Source organism: Proteus sp. NMG38-2 (assembly GCF_020640995.1).
GTDB lineage: Bacteria > Pseudomonadota > Gammaproteobacteria > Enterobacterales > Enterobacteriaceae > Proteus.
On sequence record NZ_CP085481.1, the window covers coordinates 3,243,658 to 3,265,763 of the forward strand.

Genomic DNA, 22,106 nt, shown 5'->3' on the forward strand with positions numbered 1-22,106 from the left:
TATGAACTTAAAAAAAACAACTCAGACTCTACTTAATGGACACAATCGCTATCATCTTACTGTACAAGAGTGTGATGTTTTACTTGATGTAGAACACTTCACAGGACGCGAAGCAATAAGTGAACCCTACCATTATCAAATTACCTTTACTTGCCAAGCTCAAGATTTACAGCCACAACAACTCTTGCGCCGTAGTGCAACGCTATCCTTTACCCCACCAATTAACAGTATTACCGATTTGGCAACGCAAGAGCCTATCACCAAACACGTTCATGGTGTAGTCACACAATTTCGACGTCTATCAGGCTCGGTTGATGAAGCGCGTTATCAACTCGTCATTGAGCCTGTTTTTGCATTATTACGTCATCAAATCCGCTCTCATCGATTTTTCCTCAATCAATCTGTGCCCGATGTTGTAAGCCAAATTTTACGTGAGCATAATTTTAAAGATTGGGAGTTTGAATTTACGCTTAAAAACGAATATCCCAAGCGTGAACAAATCAACCAATACAATGAGAGTGATCGCCAATTTATTGAACGACTATTAAGTGAAGTCGGTATTTTTTACTCTTTTTATTTACAAGACCAAACACAAACCGAAGTCATCCGTTTTGCCGATCGCCAAAGCGCTTACACCTTTGATAAAACATTGCCTTTAAATAGCCCATCGGGCATGAATGATAATCACCAAGAAAGCGTATGGGGATTATCATTACATCATCAAGTAGTCGAACAGACTGTCTTTACCAAAGACTATAACCATCGCCAAGCACAAGATACCTTGATTTCAGCAGTAACGGATATGACCCGTGGTGAAGGAGATGAAGTTCACTATGGTGAAGTTTATCATTACCAAGCAAGACACCTTGCCCGTGGCGATAAACTCACACCTGAAGCAGAAACTGCTAACTTTTGGGCAAGACTCGATCATGAACGTTTTCTCACTCGACAAACTCGCTTAAAAGGTGAAAGTAATGCCGACTTTTTATCACCGCTACAAGTCCTTTCAATCACTGATAACGCAATACCTTCATCATTACCGTCTGTGTTTCAATCACCGATTTTAATCACTCGCTTACGCTTTAGTGGTGGTCGAGAAAAAGCACTACAAGTGCGGTTTAATGCCATTCCTTATAGTGAAACACTTTGTTGGCGTCCAGTTATTAAACCTCGTCCAATTATTACAGGCACACTGACTGCGCGTATTACGAGTGCAAAAGATAACGATATTTACGCTCACCAAAATGAACACGGTTTTTATTGGGTAAAATTTGATGCTGACCGTGATGAAAAACCCATGGGCTATGAAAGTATGCCAGTACGCTTGGCAAAACCTTATGCAGGTGACACTTACGGGATGCATTTTCCGTTAATTCAAGGTACTGAAGTCGCTATCGCCTTTCATGAGGGCGACCCAGACCGGCCTTACATCGCCCATGTATTGCATGATTCGCGTCATCCCGATCATGTAACGGATAGAAACAACACTCGTAATGTGATTCGTACCCCTGCAAATAATAAATTGCGAATGGAGGATAAACGTGGACAGGAGCATATTAAACTCAGCACCGAATATGGTGGTAAATCTCAGTTAAGCTTAGGTCATATTGTCGATGCCAATCGTGATAAACGTGGCGAAGGTTTTGAGTTACGCACTGACAGTTGGGGAGCAATAAGAGCAGGTAAAGGATTGTTTATTAGTGCAGATAATCAAGCCAAAGCAGGTGGTGAAGTGCTGGCAATGGACCCTGCAATATCTTTAGTCAAGGGAGCAATAAGTCAGTTAGATGATTGTAGAGAAATCACACAAGCACATCACAATCTCCAACCAGAAAAAGAAGGGTTAGATAATCTTTTAAAAAACACCGATAAACTAGCATCACCTTCTATTTTAATGCATGCACCAGAAGGAATAGGTATTGTTACCAATGAAACACTACTTATGCAAAGTGTTGAAGCACTCTATGCTCAAACAAAAGGTGAAATGCACCTATCAAGTACACAGAAAATAGCGGTAAATGCATATCAACAAATCTCGATGTTGTCTCAAAAAGAAGGAATACGCATTGTCTCTGGAAAAGGACCTTTTGAATTAGAATCACATGGCGATATCTTCGAAGCAACGGCACTTAAAGATATTACGGTACAATCAACTCAAGGTCATATTCAATTAACTGCTAAAAATGGAATTACTTTAGGCTGTGGCGGTGGATATATTAAAATAATGCCTGATGGCCAAATTGAAATTCATACACCGAGTCGTTTAAGCCTCAAAGGGCAACATATTTGGAGTGAGCCAGCGAGTGAAGATTTCCCATTACCAGACCTTCCTCAATCTGTTTGTAAAGAGTGTTTAAAGAAAGCCCAAGAAAATGCTATGGGAGTCGCCATCCGTGAATAATACATTACAATCCCCCTCAAAAGAAATAACAGATCAATGGATAAACCAATTAAAATTGATTTCAGAAAAAACACATCTAGATTATCTTGATATAGTTATTGACCAAGCTGGGTTAGAAAATCCCATCGTTCCAGCGTTAATCAAGATGGATAATGATATTAGATGGTTTTCGCTTTTCACTAATATGCCGGAAGAAGGTTTTTTAGAACAAGCTCCTCTACTTATTCGTATTGAATGGAATAAAAGTACACATTTAATCTTATTAGAAGAGCTATTTGAATTACTTTATTCAGAGCCTCGATTATTAATAACATCATCCCCTCTTCCATTTAATATGTTATCTACATTTCTACTTTCTCTTGCAGAAATTGAATGGGGCTTTAAATCTTGCTTACTTCGCTTTTATGATACACGGGTATTTCCAACACTAGTAAAAGATATTCTTACACCTGAGCAAAAAAAAAGATTCACTGATATTACTTTTATTTGGGGCTGGCTAGATAGAGACAATGATATGAGTTGGTTATTAGGAAGTTATCATCCAGAGATTGAAGATAAGTCATTTCCAATAATGCAATTTAACGATGAACAAATTAATAAAATTGGCTGTATAAGTGATGCAGAAGAATTAAGATCATATTCTGAATTTAATAACACATCGATAACTCAAGAAGAAAATTTCAATCATTTATATGCTCTTGCTATTCAAGCCAATAATAGTGACCATTTGGGCACAGTAGAAGAATATATTCGCAAATACTATTCTAATAATTAACTTACTCAGATTACTATTTTTAAAATTCACACTTAAAAAGATCATAAAATGAAAAAAATAATTAGAGTCGGAGATACTTTAAATCCTTATGGTGGACAAGTGATTACAGGAAGCTATTTAGCATATGGAAAGTCTGTTGCTTGCGTTGGCGATAAGGTTATTTGTAATAAGCATGGTGAAAATAGAATTATTGAAGGGGCAAAAAATTCAACAATAAATAAAAGAGCAGTTGCATTAGAAGGGTACCATTGTGCTTGTGGTTGTACTTTAGTAAGTTCACTTTCTAATATAAGTATCAAATCATAAATTAATTATTTATATGTCATTCTTATTTTATAAAAATAAAGTTGATAAAATGATTAAATTAGAACTAATATTATTAGTTCTCGCCTCTTCTCTGTTGCTTTCCGGTTGTGCTAATGCGGGCTCTTGGGGCGCAAAACCGGAAAACGCCATCTTGGGAGCAGGACTTCAAGGCTATAACCACACTCAATTTGAAATTTCAGGTTTTTCAATTAATGAGGGTTACGGCAGTATTGGCGGAACCGTCTGTTGTGTGATGATCCCCGAAAAATGGCGCCCTAATTTAATCGCACATATTCGATGGGAAACTGTCGATACCACAAAATTTCCACCAGCACCTAAATTTAGTCAAGTAGAAGCTTATCAACGTTGGAAACAAGAGTTACGCGATAATACCTCCAGTCACGAAGCTTGGGTACCGATTCCACAATATGATGAACCTTGTAGTGTTAAAGTGCATTTCTTACCTTGTAATGAAGTGAAAATCACTACCTCTTGTAAAGGATATGGTCATCCTGAATACCCAATTAATGAACCTCATAATATGAAGGAGCCTGCTGTATGTCCCCAAAAATAACCATTTGGCAAACTTACCCTAAACTTGCCACGCTCTTGATCATTTCTCTGTTACTTTCTGGTTGTGCCAATGCGGGCTCTTGGGGTGCAAAACCAGAAAACTCCCTCTTGGGAGCAGGACTTCAAGGCTATAACCACACTCAATACAGTATTACCGGTTTTTCGATTAATGAAGGTTATGGCAGTATTGGTGGCACGGTCTGTTGTGTGATGATCCCCGAAAAATGGCGTCCTAATTTAGTCGCTCACATAAAGTGGGAGAAACTCGATAAAAGCAAAATACCTCTTGCTCCTGATTTTGATCAAGTCGAAGCCTATAATCACTGGGAAAAAGAATTAGACCGCTATACGACCTATCATGAAGCTTGGGTGCCGATTCCACAATATGATAAAGAAGTGTGTGGTGTCGACGTTCATTTTTTACCTTGTAATGAGGTGAAAATTACCACTTCTTGCTATAGCTATGGTGATCCTGAATACCCAATTAATGAACCTCATAATATGAAGGAGCCTGCTGTATGTCCCCAAAAATAACCATTTGGCAAACTTACCCTAAACTTGCCACGCTCTTGATCATTTCTCTGTTACTTTCCGGTTGTGCTAATGCCGGCTCTTGGGGTGCAAAACCAGAAAACTCCCTCTTGGGAGCAGGACTTCAAGGCTATAACCATACTCAATTTGAAATTTCAGGTTTTTCAATTAATGAGGGTTACGGCAGTATTGGCGGAACCGTCTGTTGTGTGATGATCCCCGAAAAATGGCGCCCTAATTTAACCGCACATATTCGATGGGAAACTGTCGATACCAGCAAATTTCCACCACCTCCAAAATTTAGCCAAGTAGAAGCCTATAAACACTGGAAACAACAACTCCGCGACAATACCTCCAGTCACGAAACTTGGGTGCCAATCCCACAATATGATGAACCTTGTAGCGTCAAAGTGCATTTCTTACCTTGTAATGAAGTGAAAATCACTACCTCTTGTAAAGGATATGGTCATCCTGAATACCCAATTAATGAACCTCATAATATGAAGGAGCCCATCGTATGTTTGAAGAAATAAAAGCAGAACCAGTTTGGGTACCTAATCATTTCCCAGATGATGGGCGACTAGAATTAACTCAGCAACAAATAGAGAATAATTATAAAACACGAGAAGAAGAGAAACGAAATCATAACTCTAGCCTTGCTAGTGTAAAAAATAACTGCTGTCGAAATTTACATATTAGTTTCTTTTTTGATGGCACCAATAATAATCGAGAAAAAGATATGGCGGCTGAGCCTAAAACCGCCACCAATATTACGCGATTATTTGAAACAACGTATGAAGATGAAAATAACCCAGATAAAAAACAAAGAGAATATTTTAAATATTATATGCCCGGTGTTGGTACTGCCTTCCCTGAAATAGCAGAATATAATTTTACTAATATGGGCTTAATATTTGCAACAGGGGGAGAAAATCGTATTAATTGGGCATTATTAATGTTAGCCAATACATTAATCATTTCATCTAACTTAGATGAGCTAACACTTACTCAATTACGTACTCACTTAAAAGATATGGCAACTCCAACATATCTTCCTATTAGTGGTAAAGGTCGTCGCCGTGCGGTTATCCATTCTTTAATTAATAAAAAAGAGATTATTGAAGGATTACAACTTAACCCTAAAACACTGACGATTAAGCTTTATGTTTACGGTTTCTCACGTGGTGCAGCGGAAGCAAGAACCTTTGTTAATTGGGTAACACAGTTATTCGATACCCCTGAAGGTGCTGATAAACCCACTCAGCAATTATGTGGTATTAATGTAAAAGTTGAATTTATTGGCATTTTGGATACGGTGCCTTCTGTGGGTATAGTGCATTTAGCACCTTTCTTTTCAGGTCATATGGATTGGGCAAATGGCACTCAACAACTCCCCAGTGAAAAAATTTTTCCTAACTTTATTAAGTGCTGTCGTCACTTTGTTTCTGCTCATGAGCAACGTTTCTGTTTTCCTCTAGATACAGTAAGACGGCCTTCAGATTGGGAGAATGAAAAAAATAAAGCAGATACATCTGTGAATAATAAGAATATTAATGGTAATAATTATGGCCGTTATCCCAAAATATCCGATATTGAAGAAGTGGTTTATCCCGGTGTTCACTCCGATATTGGAGGGGGATATTTGGTAGGAGATCAAGGAAAAGCCTTTAATGATCCTTCAATGTTAGTTTCACAAATTGTCTTACATGATCTTTATCTTTCAGCATTTCTAATAGGAGCCCCATTAAATATTACTGGTATATCACCTAAAAATAGTAATGGGAAAATAATGTGTAATAGTATTACAAGAAAGATCTATGAACTTTTTGAAATCAACCCAATTCTAATTCAACGCTTTAACGCATGGCGAAAAATTACTTTAGGGTTACCTCAAGTGGCTACTACTCATTTTTCGGGAACTTTCAATGCTTGCCGTGCAAATACAACATTAGAAAAAGTCGTCGAAAAACAAATGGCATGGATGACAGCTTGGCGTATCGATAGATATGCCGATATGAATCTTTTTAATCAAGATTTTTATAAAAATGCATTACAGCATGGCACTGAAAAGATCAAAGAAGATAAAGAAAAATGGGAGAAAACTAAAGAGGAGATAGAAGAACAACAGAAAGAAAAAATAAAACAAGGTACAGATACCATTTCACCAGGAGATCTTATGGGGCCTCGTATTTATGAGCCCATGCTAGGTAAAACACAATTAAGAGAAGGTGCTGAAGAATTTAAAGCGGACTATTACGATGAACGAAGAGAAGTTCGAAATTGGAAACAGTTTTCTGTCGATAATTTATTAACTAATATAATGTGCTTAGTAAATACTGACGATGAGAAAGCTGAATATTTTCATATGAAACAAAGTGGTGATGATATTTATAAAAAAGGTTATGGATTTCCTTTATTTAAAGAAAATAACACTCCTGATCCTGATGCATTATTAACAAGAGATTTATTTGATAACCAATTTCATGATTCTCGTGCTTGGTTTATGCATGATGCATTACAATCTAGAGAACCTTGGGCAAGCTATTTTAGTTATAGAATGATCTATGCTGATAGTGAAACAAATAAATTTTTATCACCTGTCGCAATAGCGGGAAAATTAATTGGCATAGCCACATTTATTGGTGGTATGGCGTATGTAGTGAGGCAAAAAAACATTAAAAATGCACTAGGTGCTTTTGCAGGTACATTAGGCGTTATGTCAATGGAATATGAAGTCGTAAATGCAATAACAGGATTAGCACTTCCCTTTAATCCTGAAGATGTTAAACCTACTAAAAATGCGGGCCCTGTACAATCAATTGCCATAGCTCAATCTATTGTTGAAAAAACAGGAGGTGTTATAAATAGTTTAACTCAAGTTATTGATACTAAAAAAGTCTTATCAATTGCTTAAATTAGCATTAATCCCATTTATTTTAACTTTATCTCTAAAAGATCAGGAGATATATCGTGAGATATCCTCCGCGTTACCCTGAGTTTACCCAAGACAAACCGATAAATTGGAAAAAACTATTAAAGTGGTTATTGATATTTATTGGTTTCTCTCTTTTTTTCACTAATATTATTTTATCAAATAGTAAAGTAGAGAATAAATATTTTATTTTAATCTCTAGTGTTATCATTCCTATCTTTATTTCATCATTTTTATTTTTAATTTATTTATTTTTAAAAGTATTAAACAATCATAATAATGAGTTATTTAAAAAACAATTTGATGAAGACAGTAAAAAATGGTGGTTATACCATAGTGCTTCAATACCAATAAAAAATTCAGTTGTTATTGGCTCTTTGGGTGAAAACCAATATAAATGGCATCAGGCTTTAAAAGATAAACCGATACCTCCATCTTCTATAATAGAGGAGGAGCAAGAGTGCATTCCCTGTTCAGCACTCATCGGAGATAAAAAAAACAGAGAAGAAATGATTGCTAAATTACTAGCTAATCACTTTATAAATACTGAAGAAAACAATATTGATAATATCAAAATAGATAATTTTTACTGGAAAGGTAGTCAAGGTAGTCTAAATAAATTTATTGAGCATCTAAAAGATCATCATATATTACCACCATTAAAAACCATATTTATCGATTCAATAGATTCTTTAGATATCATTATTGATAACTACTATCTTCATTATAAGTCAGAACATTACAACCTTGTTGGCGGTTCTAATATTTTTGATGATATCAATGCAGGTAAATTAAGTGAAACTGGTTTTTTATGGACAATATTTCCTGATAAAGAAGCCTATCATTTACATCGTTGTGAAATATCAAATAATGAAAATGCTAATGAATTAGCGTCTCAAATTATTAAATACTCAGGGATGGAGAAATTACCAGAAATAAATATATCGATTAATACTCAAGCATCTTATGCTTTTTTATCAACATCACTCTATTCAGCCGACAATATTGTACAGGATTACTTCGGTGATAGTACTTGCTCATCACCATTTATCGCTATTTCATTTGCTGCTCTACACTGCATGCATAACGATGTTAATAGTTGTGGATGGATTTCTGGATATTGTAACGATCAATATATAGCAGGGGTTATTCTCAAAGATGAAAATCAATGATAAGCTTTCTTCAACTCGGGATTTATTTATTATTTATGCTGTTGTTCTTACAATATCCCTTTTTACGTTAAGCATACTTTATTATCTTTTTGGTAATGAAATATTAGAAACAGACTACTCACCTAAAGAAATTGTATTTTTTACTTTTTCCAGTTGGGCTGCTTTATTATTAGCTTTTCCTTTTTTTATTTATGGTTGGAAAAAAGTCATTCCATTACTCAGTAAGCCTTTCTTATATAATACAAAAACATTACCAGAAATAAACAAACAAAATAATTCATTTATTGATGATATATTTAAACAATATGGTCAACGTAATTCAAAAAATTTAATACGCATACTCCTCATCGGCACCTCGACATCTATCGAAAAACTCACTCCTAATCTAACAACGGATATCTGGCAAGAAAACAATGGAACGTTACTTATCTATGGTGGCGATATCCATCAAAGTATTGATGAAAATTTAATTCAAGATTTAAAACAACTGCGCCGACGTCGTCCGCTCGATGCGGTTATTTGGGTGTCAGAAAATAACTTATCGCAACAACCGCTGGGTCATTCCTTATTTAATCACTTAAATCCGACCAATACAGACACAGCTAGCCGTTATTTCCACCAGCTATTTCGTCAATTACGCTGGCAAGCCCCCATTTGGCTTTGGAATATCAGTAATCACGGTGAAATAACAACAAATGAAGTACCCACAGTCCTTTATTCAGCCCCTTTAAAAGCGACATCTGAAATAATTTCCAATGACTTAAAAACGCTTTTACCGGCACTAGTGGAACAAGGCACACTAGCTGTCTTGCATAACCCAACACAAACTTACCTATTAGCATTAGCGCGTTTTCTTCAACATGAAGGATGTGAAAAACTCGCCAATACTTTGGCACCGCTTTTATCGGGTTATCGCTCGTTGCCGTTCGCTGGTGTGCTCTTTAGTACGGCTGTTAACAATAATGTGTCTGCAACTTCATCACAAAATAATCAATGGACATCCAATCCCCATTGGAAAGCGCTTCTCACGGCAAATTCACACCTTCCCCCTCAACTAAAGGCATCACCTTTAGGGCTAAACTCAAAACGTATTTTGCAATATACCGTTGCAACCGCCATGACACTCTGGGGCGTTGGCATGGTTGTTTCTTACTTTATGAATCGCCAATTAATTACCCAAAGCCAACAACAAGCACAGTTGGCGACAGACAATCATCAATCTGAGTTTGCCCGCTTGCAGGCACAATATGGCTTACAACAAACCTTAGGTTTATTAAGCCATCGAGAAAAAACTTCTGTTCCATTTTGGCTACGCTTTGGCTTAAGCAGTAATAACGCATTACTTAGTCATCTATGGCCGGTTTATAGCCAATCTATGTTGCCGTTATTGCGCGATTCAACCCAACAACACCTTGAAAATTACCTTCACGCGTTTATGCAACTCCCACCAGAAAGCGCAGAACGTATTGAAGGTGCTCAATCCGCTTATCAAGCATTAAAAGCCTATTTAATGATGAGCGATCCATCCCGTATTGATCCTGCATTCTTCACTGAAAGTGCATTACGCATTTGGCCTGACTATAACGGATTAAAAGAGGGGGAATGGCAGACATTAGGCACCGAATTATTAACCTTCTATGCCTCTCAATTGCCTTATCACCATGAATGGACAATCAAGCCTAATCGTACTTTAGTGGCAGGAAGCCGAACCATTCTTATTCGCCAAATTGGTCAACGTAATGGCGAATCTGCGCTTTACCAAAAAATCTTACAACAGGCACAGCATAACTTTGCAGATATGAGCTTAGATGATATGACGGGGGATACTGATGTCAGCTTCTTACTCAGTACCACTGAAACCGTACCCGGTATTTTTACCCGTAAAGCGTGGGAAGAGTCGATTGAGCCCGCGATTAAAAAAGCCGTTTATGAAAGACGAGAAGAAATAGATTGGGTATTAAGTGACACACAAAAAGAAACCGATATTGATATTTCACCTGAAAAACTCCAGCAAAATCTCACAGAACGCTATTTTAATGATTTTTCAGGCAGTTGGTTAAGCTTCCTCAATGGTTTGCAGTGGCGAGAAACACAAAGTCTTTCAGATACCATTGATCAACTCACCTTAATGAGCGATGTCAGACAATCCCCCATTATTGCTCTAATGAATACGCTTTCTTATCAAGGTAAAACCGGTCGCCAACAAGAAAAATTAGCAGACTCTTTTGTTAACTCAGCCAAAGATTTATTAAACAAAGAACAACAGCCGGTTATTAGTCAAAAAGCGGAATTTACCGGCCCTCTAGAGCCTGTTTTTGCACCAATACTTGCCTTCACCGATCCTCAATCTTCAGCGCAAAACAGTGATGCGTTAAGCCTACAAGCCTACCTCACACGCGTGACTAGAGTTCGCTTAAAACTTCAACAAGTTGTTAATGCCCCCGATCCACAAGCCATGTCTCAAGCATTGGCTCGAAGTATTTTTGAAGGAAAAACCGTCGATTTATCAGAAACGCAAGATTACGGCAGTTTGATTGCAGCAAGCTTTGGGCAAGAGTGGAATAGCTTTGGTGATACATTGCTTGTGCAACCCATGTCTCAAGCATGGCAACAGTTATTAGCGCCCACTTCGCAAGGTATTAACACTCAATGGCGAAATGCCGTTGTTAATGACTGGAATAGGGCATTCGGTGGTCGCTATCCACTCAAAAATACGCAAAGTGAAATCTCATTACCTTTAATGGCGCAATATCTACGCCCTGATAATGGTCGTATTCAGCGCTTCCTTGAAACTCACCTTAACGGTGTTTTACATAAAGAAGGTACGCACTGGGTACCCGATACCACAAATGCACAGGGCTTAACCTTTAACCCTGAGTTCTTAAAAGCCTTAGACAAACTAAGCTATCTCGGAGATGTCGTTTTTGCGAATGGTGAAGCGCGTCTTTACTTTGAATTACGTCCAGGTACATCACCTGACATTATGCAAACCCACCTAATGATAGATAAACAATCTCTTATCTATGATAACCAACAACCGCAATGGCAACGCTTCGTTTGGCCAGCTGATACCGTTGCTTCAGGTGCATCGCTGAGTTGGATCACCACCAATACAGGTACACGTATTTATGGCGATTATCGTGGCGTCTGGGGCATCATTCGGTTATTGGAGGATGCCAATATCGCCCCTTATGCTGGTAGCACCAGCAGTTACTCTGTCAGTTGGAAAACCTTAAATGGACAGTCACTCAATTACACTTTAAGAACAGAAATGGGCGATGGCCCAATCGCACTCTTGCAACTACGCAATTTTGTTTTACCAGAAAAGATCTTTTTAGATTAAAAATTTAAACAAATAAAAAGATGATTAAAATGGATTATTGATATCTCAGTTATTTTTACACCAAGTATTCTCCATTATATTGGAATATTAACTAGTCACCGCCCTATTTAGCCAAAAGATCTCTGGAAAGCTTTCTTTTAAGTTAAATAACAAACTAACATTTAAATAAATCTTAATTATTCTATGTCATTAAAAGTAATATCATTAATTCTCACTTCTTCTCTGTTACTTTCCGGTTGTGCTAATGCGGGCTCTTGGGGTGCAAAACCGGAAAACTCCATCTTGGGAGCAGGACTTCAAGGCTATAACCACACTCAATACAGTATTACCGGTTTTTCGATTAATGAAGGGTATGGCAGTATTGGCGGCACGGTCTGCTGTGTGATGATCCCCGAAAAATGGCGTCCTAATTTAGTCGCGCATATTCAATGGAAAAAGGTGGATAGAAATAACTTACCTTTCCCGGCTCCTGACTTTGACGAAGTAGAAGCCTATCATCAGTGGAAACAAAAGCTACGCGATAATACCTCCAGTCACGAAGCTTGGGTGCCGATTCCACAATATGATGAACCTTGTAGTGTCAAAGTGCATTTCTTACCTTGTAATGAAGTAAAAATCACTACCTCCTGTTATAGCTATCACGATCCTGAATATCCAATAACCGAGCCAATGAAAATGAAAGAGCCTGCTGTATGTCCTCAAAAATAACCTTTTGGCAAACTTCCCCTAAACTAGCCACGCTCTTGATCATCTCTCTGTTACTTTCCGGTTGTGCCAATGCGGGCTCTTGGGGCGCGAAACCGGAAAACGCCATCTTGGGAGCAGGACTTCAAGGCTATAACCACACTCAATACAGTATTACCGGTTTTTCGATTAATGAAGGGTATGGCAGTATTGGCGGCACGGTCTGCTGTGTGATGATCCCCGAAAAATGGCGTCCTAATTTAATCGCTCACATAAAGTGGGAGAAACTCGATAAAAGCAAAATATCTCTTGCTCCTGATTTTGATCAAGTCGAAGCCTATGATCACTGGGAAAAAGAATTAGACCGCTATACGACCTATCACGAAGCTTGGGTGCCCATCCCACAATATGATAAAGAAGTGTGTGGTGTAGATGTTCATTTTTTACCTTGTAATGAGGTGAAAATTACCACTTCTTGCTATAGCTATGGTGATCCTGAATACCCAATTAATGAACCTCATAATATGAAGGAGCCCACCGTATGTCCTCAAAAATAACCTTTTGGCACACTTACCCTAAACTTGCCACGCTCTTGATCATTTCTCTGTTACTTTCCGGTTGTGCTAATGCCGGCTCTTGGGGTGCAAAACCAGAAAACTCCCTCTTGGGAGCAGGACTTCAAGGCTATAACCATACTCAATTTGAAATTTCAGGTTTTTCAATTAATGGGGGTTACGGCAGTATTGGCGGAACCGTCTGTTGTGTGATGATCCCCGAAAAATGGCGCCCTAATTTAACCGCACATATTCGATGGAAAAAAGTCGATACCACAAAATTTCCACCAGCTCCTGACTTTGACGAAGTAGAAGCCTATCATCAGTGGAAACAAAAGCTACGCGATAATACCTCCAGTCACGAAGCTTGGGTGCCCATCCCACAATATGATAAAGAAGTGTGTGGTGTAGATGTTCATTTTTTACCTTGTAATGAGGTGAAAATTACCACTTCTTGCTATAGCTATGGTGATCCTGAATACCCAATTAATGAACCTCATAATATGAAGGAGCCCACCGTATGTCCTCAAAAATAACCTTTTGGCACACTTACCCTAAACTTGCCACGCTCTTGATCATTTCTCTGTTACTTTCCGGTTGTGCTAATGCCGGCTCTTGGGGTGCAAAACCAGAAAACTCCCTCTTGGGAGCAGGACTTCAAGGCTATAACCATACTCAATTTGAAATTTCAGGTTTTTCAATTAATGGGGGTTACGGCAGTATTGGCGGAACCGTCTGTTGTGTGATGATCCCCGAAAAATGGCGCCCTAATTTAACCGCACATATTCGATGGAAAAAAGTCGATACCACAAAATTTCCACCAGCTCCTGACTTTGACGAAGTAGAAGCCTATCATCAGTGGAAACAAAAGCTACGCGATAATACCTCCAGTCACGAAGCTTGGGTGCCCATTCCACAATATGATGAACCTTGTAGTGTCAAAGTGCATTTCTTACCTTGTAATGAAGTGAAAATCACTACTTCCTGTAAAGGATATGGTCATCCTGAATACCCAATTAATGAACCTCATAATATGAAGGAGCCAACCGTATGTTTGAAGAAATAAAAGCAGAACCAGTTTGGGTACCTAATCATTTCCCTAATGATGGGCGATTGGAATTATCTCAACAACAAATAGAAAATAATTATAAAACACGAGAAGAATAAAAAATTATAACTGCAGTCGAAATTTTCACATATCTTTATCCACTTTATTATTAAAGTAATACAATAAAATAAATATTTATAAATTTATTTTATAAAAATTGTAATCAACAAAAAATAAGTTTTCTTAATAAAACAATGAGTACTTAATGAAAAAAATAAAAATATTATTTTTAATTAGTTTGGCATTTGTTATTTCAACACTTAGTTCTTGTGATAACAAACAAGCAGATATTAAAAAAATCATGCATGGTTTTAAATGGCATCAATCAATGGATGATATTAAAAAATTAGATTTAGCTAATTTAAAATGTACATCTGCACCCGAAGGATGGGCATGTTCTTCATGGTCATCTCCTTATGGCATAAAGGGCAGTTATTATTACTTTTTTGTGGTATTAAGAGATAAAGGTCTTGCATCTCTTCTTATTCTAGAATTAAAAAATCAAAATAACCAACAAACACTATTAAATAACTACAATAAATTAAATCAGTCATTATTTAATATATTTGGCCCACCTAGCTATCAAATTGATAATATCCCTCGAGATAATACTTTTTTCCAATGTCTCGAAAATAAAGAGTGTGGTGAAATAAAAAGCCAATATGATACCAATAACGTTACCACTATATTAAATATCATAGGTGATAATAATGGAGGAAGACTTAGTTTACTCATGGCAATAGATAATAATGATAATATTAATTATTACTAGGAAAATACATGTCTATATTAACATCTCTTAGAACTGCTTGTTTCAATAAAGACGCATCCTTAGAAACACAACTTGCTCAACAACAAATCGCTTTGTGGGATCGTTGGTTATTACCCATTACACCCAATCACCCCATTGGTGATGATCCCAGTTATGAAGATGACTTTGAGCGAATGAAAGAAGAAGTCAATAAACTCTCTGGCGCAGATACTGAACTGATTTGCTTATTGGCTGAAAAATTATTGCTCAATTCCTGCAAAGATGTGCGTGTGGTGACTTATTATATTTGGGCACGCTTACACAAAGAAGGTGAACACGGACTTGCCGATTCTTTAGGACTTTTAAGTGGATTGCTTATTCGCTATCACGACACGCTATTACCTAGCCGAGCCACCAGTAGAAAATCGGCCTTAGAGTGGTTATCAGGGCAACGCGTTTTAGATAGCTTATCGCTTTATCCCGAAGTCGATCATAATGAATTTTCTCGGATTATCGCCCTATTAGCCACCATTGAAACTGAGCTTGAAACATGGAACGAAGCTGAAAGGCCACAACTTGCGGGATTACATCAAGCACTCGAAAAACGCCTTGCTCAATCTGGTGGCACAAGCTCATTAGTACCACAAAATATCAGCAGAAATGAATCTGCTTATAACTCTTCTTCAAAGCCATCTTCTTTATCACAAAACACGCCAATAGAGACAATACAATCAGGTCGTGAATTATTAGATCAATCTAAAATGCTTGCTAACTACTTACGCAATCAGCCTAATGGCTGGTTAGCAGGACATAGATTAATGAAAGTAGTGAGATGGGATACGCTTCATCAACTTCCACCACAAGATCAACAAGGTTGTACTCGCCTTTCCCCCCCAAGAACGGATGCAAGAGCACAACTTAAACGCCTCTATTTACAACAAAGCTGGGGTGAACTGGCAGAACAAGCTGACAAGCTTTTTGCTGAAGGTGTTAACCATTTTTGGTTAGATGTGCAATGGTATTTATATCAAGCACTCAGCAAATCCTCTGCCCCTTGGAATGCATGGTCTGATGTTATAAAAAACGATTTAAAACAATTTCTTACTCGCCTTCCTGATTTAGAAAAACTGTCATGGGAAGATGGTACTCCCTTTGCTGATGAAGTAACCTTAAGTTGGATAAAACAGCATGTTATGGAAGAGAATTTTGATGCCATGCAGGGATTATCAAGTTCATCATCTCACCAATCCGAAGACGAGCCTATATTAGCACTAGAGCCTGAAGCCATTACTCAAGCAGATAATGAAGGCATTGAGATTGCCTTAAAATGGCTACAACATCGTCCTGATATCAACACGCCAAGACAAAAATGGCTATTAAACCTAGTTATGGCAAGAGTAGCAGAACAATTTGCTCGTCACGATCTGGCATTAAATTTATTACGAGAACTTGATAAAAAAGCACTTTCAATGCCATTAACACAATGGGAGCCTAACTATATTTTTGAAGTGAAAGCACGACAACTTCACCTTTATAGAGCCAAAATTCAACGTAATACTTCAGATAAAAACCGCATTGAACAACAAATGGAACTGTTACTCAGTGAATTGACAGCTATCGATCCTGTACGTTCTTCAATTTTATATTCTTAATATTTTACTCAAAAAATCAAGGTATCAAATTAATGGATGATTTAACCCTTCGCTATTTTGATGCGGAAATGCGCTATCTTAGAGAAGCCGCAAAAGAGTTTGCACAAGCACACCCCGATAGAGCCGCAATGCTCGATTTAGATAAAGCAGGTACACCCGATCCTTTTGTTGAACGCTTATTTGAAGGCTTTGCTTTTTCAATGGGGCAATTAAGACAAAAAATTGATGATGATTTACCTGAGTTAACAGAAGGCCTTGTTAGTTTATTGTGGCCTCATTATTTACAAACAATTCCTTCATTATCAATCATTGAATTAACACCAGATATTCAGAAAATGAAAATGACAGATAAAATATCGGCTCAATTCGAGGTACTTTCTCGTCCTATTGGCCCGAAAAAAACAATTTGTCACTATCGAACAACGCAAGATTTAACACTTAATCCAATAAGAATAGAGACCGTTAATTTAACAACTGAGCCAGATGGACGCTCAGTTATTCAGTTAAAATTTACATGTAGTGAAATTATTAACTGGTCTGAGGTTAACCTTCATAAGCTTTCATTTTATTTATCTGGTGATATTCCAACAACTAATGCACTGCATTTAGCATTAACCAAACAAGTTTCAAAAATCTATTTAAAACTTCCTCAATCAAAAGACAGAATAGCGGTGCCCCTCTATTTTTCACCAGGAGGATTTAAGGATACGGATGCCCTTTGGCCTAAAGGTGATACCACATTTAGTGGTTATCAATTGCTACTGGAATATTTTTCTTTTCGTGAAAAGTTTATGTTTGTGTCACTTAATGGATTAGGTGATATCCATTTTCCTGAAGAAACATCAAAATTTGAGTTAGATATTGTTCTAAATACTTTATGGGATAGCTCACTCACATTAAGTGATGAAAATATCCGTTTACATTGTATTCCTGTTATTAATCTTTTCAATATAGAAGCAGATCCCCTCACAGTTAATGGATTGGAAAGCGAATATTTACTACGCCCGCGTCGTATTCAAGATGGGCATACTGAAATTTATAGTGTGGATAGCGTACATGGTTCTCAACGAACAAATGAATCTATTTATGTGCCATTTACTAGCTTTCGTCATCGTGGTGGTATGTTACGCCATAATGCCCCCGAACGTTATTATCATACCCGTGTTAAACGTGGTGTAGCGGGACTTCATGATACTTGGCTTATTTTTGGGGGTGAAAAACAAGATCTTGATTTAGCTACCGAAACAGAAACACTTTCATTACAACTCACTGGCACTAATGGGCAATTACCTCGTAAAGCACTGCAAAGTACATTGCTTGATAGAACAGAACAAACCTTACAAATTCCATTAACTGTTCGTAATTTATGTAAACCCACTTTACCGCTTTATCCACCTTCAGAAGATCGCTTTCATTGGCGAGTACTCAGCCACCTTGGTTCAAGTTTTCTTAATATGATGGACAATGCCGAAGTGCTCCGAGGTACACTCGCACTCTATGACTGGCGAGATGATGATATGAATCATCGAAAACTCGATGCCATTATTCATGTTGAACACCATTTAATTGAGCGTTTTGAGAAAGGTTTTTTACAACGAGGCATTGATATTGAAGTGACATTAGACAGTAATGGTTTTAATGGTGAAGGGGATATGCATTTATTTGGTGAAATGCTTAATCGCTTTTTTGCACTTTATGCCGATGTTCATCTGTTTAATCAATTAACACTGATTATCTTACCAACAGGAAAACGCATTCAATGGAAAGAGATCCACAATCCACAGCTACCCCGTTAATTGAGGCTTTAGGCGAAAAATTACCTTATATAAATTTCTATCGCTTTTGCCAACTACTTGAAAAATCCAATGCTAAGTTCTATGAATTAGGGCGTTCTCACGACCCTAAAGATGATCCTATTCGTTTTCGCCCTCATCGAGGTATGGGTTTTCCAGTGACTGAAATCAAAGGGATTGACTCCCTTGATAAATATCGTAAAAGTACAGTACCAAGCTTACGTACTACCTTTCTAGGACTTTATGGTATCACCTCACCTCTTCCAACATCTTACCTTGACGATATTGCACAATATAGAGATGGTACGGATTCACTCACTGATTTTTTAGATATTTTTAACCATCGACTTACTACACAATTTTATCGAATTTGGCGTAAATATTCGTATCCTGCAACCTTCGATGAAGGAGGCAGTGATAATACATCACAATATCTTTATGGTTTAATTGGTTTAGGTATTCCAGGTTGTGCTAATCAGGTGCAGTCTCCCCTATCTCGCTTTTTAGCTTTATTAGGAATATTACGCTTACCTACACGCACGGCGGAAGGAATTAGTGCATTAGTAAAATTATTAGCACCATCGACAAAGGTCAATATTATTCCTCATGATCCACGAAGAATAGCGCTAGAGATCCCCACCGCAATGTCGTGTACATCCCCTATTACATTAGAAAACAAACCCGTTTTAGGGAGTTATGCGATAGACGTAAATAGCCAAGTATTAATAAAGTTACATACTGAAAATAAAGATGAAGCAAAAGGCTGGCTACCTGATGGCAGTATTTATCAAGATTTTATGGCATTGCTTCGTGTTTATTTAGGTTCTCGCGTTAATGCACGATTGCGTTTAACACTACCAAGAGATTTATTACCTGATGCAACACTGAGCACCTCTAAAAGCCAAGGTGTGCAACTGGGTAGAACTGCAGTTATGCGACCTCATAACATTATTGAAAAACCATCAACGCCCTCTTTTATCACCATCGGCCTTGGTTTTTATCAATATCTAACACTCCGCACTCAACATTATAAAAGTGATGAATATGGCAATTATCAATTCTAAACCTCAAATATTTTTCTCCCATACTTACCGACTAGCACTATTACTTATTGGTGTTTTTACTCTTGCAGGATGTGGTCTAACACAAACTATTAGTGATGGTACAGTCTCTTTAACTAAATCTATTTTCTATAAACAAATTAAAGTGCTACATTTAGATTTTACTGCACGAGAAGCACTTAATACTGACGATAACGGTTCTTCACTTTCCGTCATTGTTAGAGTATTCCAACTGAAATCTGCTGACACCTTTAATGATAGTGATTATCTTTCGCTGTTTAATCAAAATAACGATATTTTAAAATCTTCATTGCTAACACAAAAAGACTTACGTATTCGTCCTGGAGAATCTATTTCTTTAGATATGCCAATGGAGAAAGAAACAGAATTTGTTGCAATAGCAGTAATGTTTCACACTCCTGATGAAATTAAAAATAACTGGCGTATTGTTATTCCTAAAAATGAACTTGATCCTGATAAAGCACGAAAAATTGAGTTAGCTGAAAATACACTAACATTACAACCTTTGGATAAAAAATAACGATGCCACAACCCTCTCTTTATGAAATGCTAACGGGATATTTTTCTGGAGGATTGCCTGTAGATGCCATCTCCGAAGAAGACCAAGTTATTTTATCTGTTATGGATAATATTCGTCGAATATTAAACTCACGAGCAGGAACATTAAAACATCTACCTGATTATGGCTTACCCGATATGAGCAAACTTATTCAAGGATTACCAGGAAGTTCACATAAAGTAATGGCAATATTATCAAAAACATTACTCAAGTATGAACCTAGAATAAAATCAGTAACACTAGGTATATTACCTGAAAATGAATTTGGAAAATTATGTTATTCTTTAGATATTGAATTACATGAAAGAGGGCTTATACGTTATGGCACTGAATTTTCTCCTGATGGACGAATATTTCTCCATCATTTAAAAAAACAATTTAACTTATCGTAAATATATTTCCATTCATTTTATTCTTAGCCTATTTTCCTTTGTTTAACTTTATCTTATAGCATTTAGACCTTAAATTAACTTGAGGCTTCTATGAACTCTTACTTAGACTCACTTCCTGTTGGAGGTGATCCTCGTGTATTTAATCAATTTCTTAATATTAAAGAGGAACTTGATAAACGCTTTCATCCAGCACGCCCTGATATTAATTGGCAATATGTCCATGAATTGTGTATTTCTTTATTTAATCAAAATGGTGTTGATCTTCAAACAGCAGCTTGGTTTGTTTTATCTCGTCAGCAACAGTCTGGATTAGATGGTTTAAATGAAGGCCTTTATCTAACCCATAAAATATTAACTCAGTATTGGCAAACATTATGGCCTGTACAAACACATACTCGTATTAATATTCTTTCTACATTAAGCCAACAATTAATTTCTGGCATTCGAGGAACAACATTTGTTTATACTGACTTACCTATTCTTTATCAAATTGAAGAGTTATTAAAAAATATTAATCATCACCTTCAAACATTAGAAATAAAACATCTTATCCAGTTTGATTATTTACAAAATTTAATTATCACCCAAGCGAGACAACTAGAAAATGCAGATACATTAGATAATAATTTTTATTCACCTGATTTATCACCTATTATTAATAAAGAAGAAAACAATCAACCTCAAATTGCTGAATCAGCATTATCTACATCCCCTCATTTAACTGAAAAGACCATACCACCTAAAACCTATATCTCCCCATCTATTGCATTACAAACACCAGCTAAAAAAAACAACCATCAAGAATTATGGAAAGGTATTTTAATTGGCACATTAACCAGTAGTTTATTTTTTGTTATCCTATTTTATTTTTGGTTATCTGAATTAAAAAATAACAATCTGACAGATGCTTTTCCTTATATTCCAACTATTAATGCACATGCAGGCTCTCTTATTGAACAGCAAACTGCAAATGGTAAAAATATAACAAAAATACTCAATTCTGAGCAGATTGACGTGATACAACAACGTTTAGATGAACTCGCATTACTTTCTCCCACATGGGCACAGAGTTATGGACTTGAAGTAATCAGTTATTTGAATGAGCAGTATGAAGATAATCCAGAGCTTTTATCATTTACGCAGCTTTGGAAAAATAATTTAAAAATAAATGCCACCACGGATGAACAACTCAATCAATGGTCTAAAGGCATGGCTGAACTCGACGGATTAAGCCAACGATTAGATAGTTTTGATGGTAACCCTAAAAATTATATTACTGGCTCTGAGTTAAAATCTATCATTTTCAAAGCTCGCCAACATTTCAATCAAGCTAAGCCTTTAGAGGAAGAGTTACGCTTACTTGAAAAACAACCAACACAAAATGCAGTTTCAGACTATGAATATCAACAAATAGACAATCATTTTAAACAACTATTAAATCGATATTCGTTATTACACTCTAAATAAGAATATATCACTATATTTTTATAAGAGATTA

20 protein-coding genes are annotated in these 22,106 nt (G+C 36.9%); all 20 read left to right on the plus strand.

Features of this window, described 5'->3' with window-relative positions; genetic code table 11:
- Window position 1 precedes the first annotated feature (1 nt).
- The 20 genes from LG402_RS15355 (at window position 2) to LG402_RS15450 (ending at window position 22,075) form a co-directional block, all read left to right on the plus strand.
- A complete protein-coding gene (locus tag LG402_RS15355) occupies window positions 2-2,401 on the plus strand; it encodes a type VI secretion system Vgr family protein (RefSeq protein WP_227336972.1) in 2,400 nt (799 codons plus the stop codon).
- Window positions 2,394-3,176, plus strand: a complete 783-nt coding sequence (locus LG402_RS15360) for a DUF4123 domain-containing protein (RefSeq protein WP_227335869.1) — start codon at window positions 2,394-2,396, stop codon at window positions 3,174-3,176. The genes LG402_RS15355 and LG402_RS15360 overlap by 8 nt, the downstream gene beginning before the upstream one ends.
- A 48-nt stretch (window positions 3,177-3,224) precedes the next feature.
- Window positions 3,225-3,482, plus strand: a complete 258-nt coding sequence (locus LG402_RS15365; RefSeq protein ID WP_227335870.1) for a PAAR domain-containing protein — start codon at window positions 3,225-3,227, stop codon at window positions 3,480-3,482.
- Between the two features lie 49 nt (window positions 3,483-3,531).
- A complete protein-coding gene (locus LG402_RS15370; RefSeq protein ID WP_210813660.1) occupies window positions 3,532-4,056 on the plus strand; it encodes a DUF3304 domain-containing protein in 525 nt (174 codons plus the stop codon).
- Entirely contained in the window at window positions 4,041-4,589 is a 549-nt protein-coding gene (locus LG402_RS15375) for a DUF3304 domain-containing protein (protein WP_210813661.1), read from the plus strand. Before LG402_RS15370 ends, LG402_RS15375 begins: the two co-directional genes overlap by 16 nt.
- Complete coding sequence (locus LG402_RS15380; RefSeq protein ID WP_227335871.1) at window positions 4,574-5,119, plus strand: DUF3304 domain-containing protein; 546 nt, start codon at window positions 4,574-4,576, stop codon at window positions 5,117-5,119. Before LG402_RS15375 ends, LG402_RS15380 begins: the two co-directional genes overlap by 16 nt.
- Window positions 5,104-7,500, plus strand: coding sequence for a T6SS phospholipase effector Tle1-like catalytic domain-containing protein (locus LG402_RS15385; RefSeq protein WP_227335872.1), 2,397 nt, complete (start codon window positions 5,104-5,106; stop codon window positions 7,498-7,500). Before LG402_RS15380 ends, LG402_RS15385 begins: the two co-directional genes overlap by 16 nt.
- A gap of 56 nt (window positions 7,501-7,556) precedes the next feature.
- On the plus strand, window positions 7,557-8,690 hold the full coding sequence (locus LG402_RS15390) for a hypothetical protein (protein WP_227335873.1): 1,134 nt from the start codon (window positions 7,557-7,559) through the stop codon (window positions 8,688-8,690).
- Window positions 8,677-12,033 carry an ImcF-related family protein gene (locus LG402_RS15395; protein WP_227335874.1) on the plus strand — a complete coding sequence of 1,119 codons (3,357 nt, stop codon included), beginning with the start codon at window positions 8,677-8,679 and terminating at the stop codon, window positions 12,031-12,033. Before LG402_RS15390 ends, LG402_RS15395 begins: the two co-directional genes overlap by 14 nt.
- 183 nt (window positions 12,034-12,216) lie before the next feature.
- Entirely contained in the window at window positions 12,217-12,741 is a 525-nt protein-coding gene (locus LG402_RS15400) for a DUF3304 domain-containing protein (protein ID WP_227335875.1), read from the plus strand.
- The gene (locus tag LG402_RS15405; protein WP_227335876.1) at window positions 12,726-13,274 is read left to right on the plus strand and encodes a DUF3304 domain-containing protein; all 549 of its coding nucleotides are present in this window, start codon (window positions 12,726-12,728) and stop codon (window positions 13,272-13,274) included. The genes LG402_RS15400 and LG402_RS15405 overlap by 16 nt, the downstream gene beginning before the upstream one ends.
- Complete coding sequence (locus LG402_RS15410) at window positions 13,259-13,807, plus strand: DUF3304 domain-containing protein (protein ID WP_227335877.1); 549 nt, start codon at window positions 13,259-13,261, stop codon at window positions 13,805-13,807. Before LG402_RS15405 ends, LG402_RS15410 begins: the two co-directional genes overlap by 16 nt.
- Window positions 13,792-14,337, plus strand: a complete 546-nt coding sequence (locus LG402_RS15415) for a DUF3304 domain-containing protein (RefSeq protein WP_227335878.1) — start codon at window positions 13,792-13,794, stop codon at window positions 14,335-14,337. Before LG402_RS15410 ends, LG402_RS15415 begins: the two co-directional genes overlap by 16 nt.
- Window positions 14,338-14,584: 247 nt before the next feature.
- The gene (locus LG402_RS15420) at window positions 14,585-15,151 is read left to right on the plus strand and encodes a hypothetical protein (protein WP_227335879.1); all 567 of its coding nucleotides are present in this window, start codon (window positions 14,585-14,587) and stop codon (window positions 15,149-15,151) included.
- An 8-nt stretch (window positions 15,152-15,159) separates the two neighbouring features.
- Window positions 15,160-16,782, plus strand: a complete 1,623-nt coding sequence (gene tssA / locus LG402_RS15425) for a type VI secretion system protein TssA (RefSeq protein WP_166540093.1) — start codon at window positions 15,160-15,162, stop codon at window positions 16,780-16,782.
- A 32-nt stretch (window positions 16,783-16,814) separates the two neighbouring features.
- The gene (gene tssF, locus LG402_RS15430; RefSeq protein WP_227335880.1) at window positions 16,815-18,578 is read left to right on the plus strand and encodes a type VI secretion system baseplate subunit TssF; all 1,764 of its coding nucleotides are present in this window, start codon (window positions 16,815-16,817) and stop codon (window positions 18,576-18,578) included.
- Complete coding sequence (gene tssG, locus LG402_RS15435; RefSeq protein WP_227335881.1) at window positions 18,542-19,639, plus strand: type VI secretion system baseplate subunit TssG; 1,098 nt, start codon at window positions 18,542-18,544, stop codon at window positions 19,637-19,639. The genes tssF and tssG overlap by 37 nt, the downstream gene beginning before the upstream one ends.
- Window positions 19,614-20,177 (plus strand): type VI secretion system lipoprotein TssJ, encoded by a 564-nt coding sequence (tssJ, locus tag LG402_RS15440; protein ID WP_166540096.1) that lies wholly within the window; start codon window positions 19,614-19,616, stop codon window positions 20,175-20,177. Before tssG ends, tssJ begins: the two co-directional genes overlap by 26 nt.
- A gap of 2 nt (window positions 20,178-20,179) precedes the next feature.
- Window positions 20,180-20,608, plus strand: a complete 429-nt coding sequence (gene tssE, locus LG402_RS15445; RefSeq protein ID WP_109410184.1) for a type VI secretion system baseplate subunit TssE — start codon at window positions 20,180-20,182, stop codon at window positions 20,606-20,608.
- A 90-nt stretch (window positions 20,609-20,698) separates the two neighbouring features.
- Window positions 20,699-22,075, plus strand: a complete 1,377-nt coding sequence (locus tag LG402_RS15450; protein ID WP_227335883.1) for a VasL domain-containing protein — start codon at window positions 20,699-20,701, stop codon at window positions 22,073-22,075.
- Window positions 22,076-22,106: the final 31 nt, after the last annotated feature.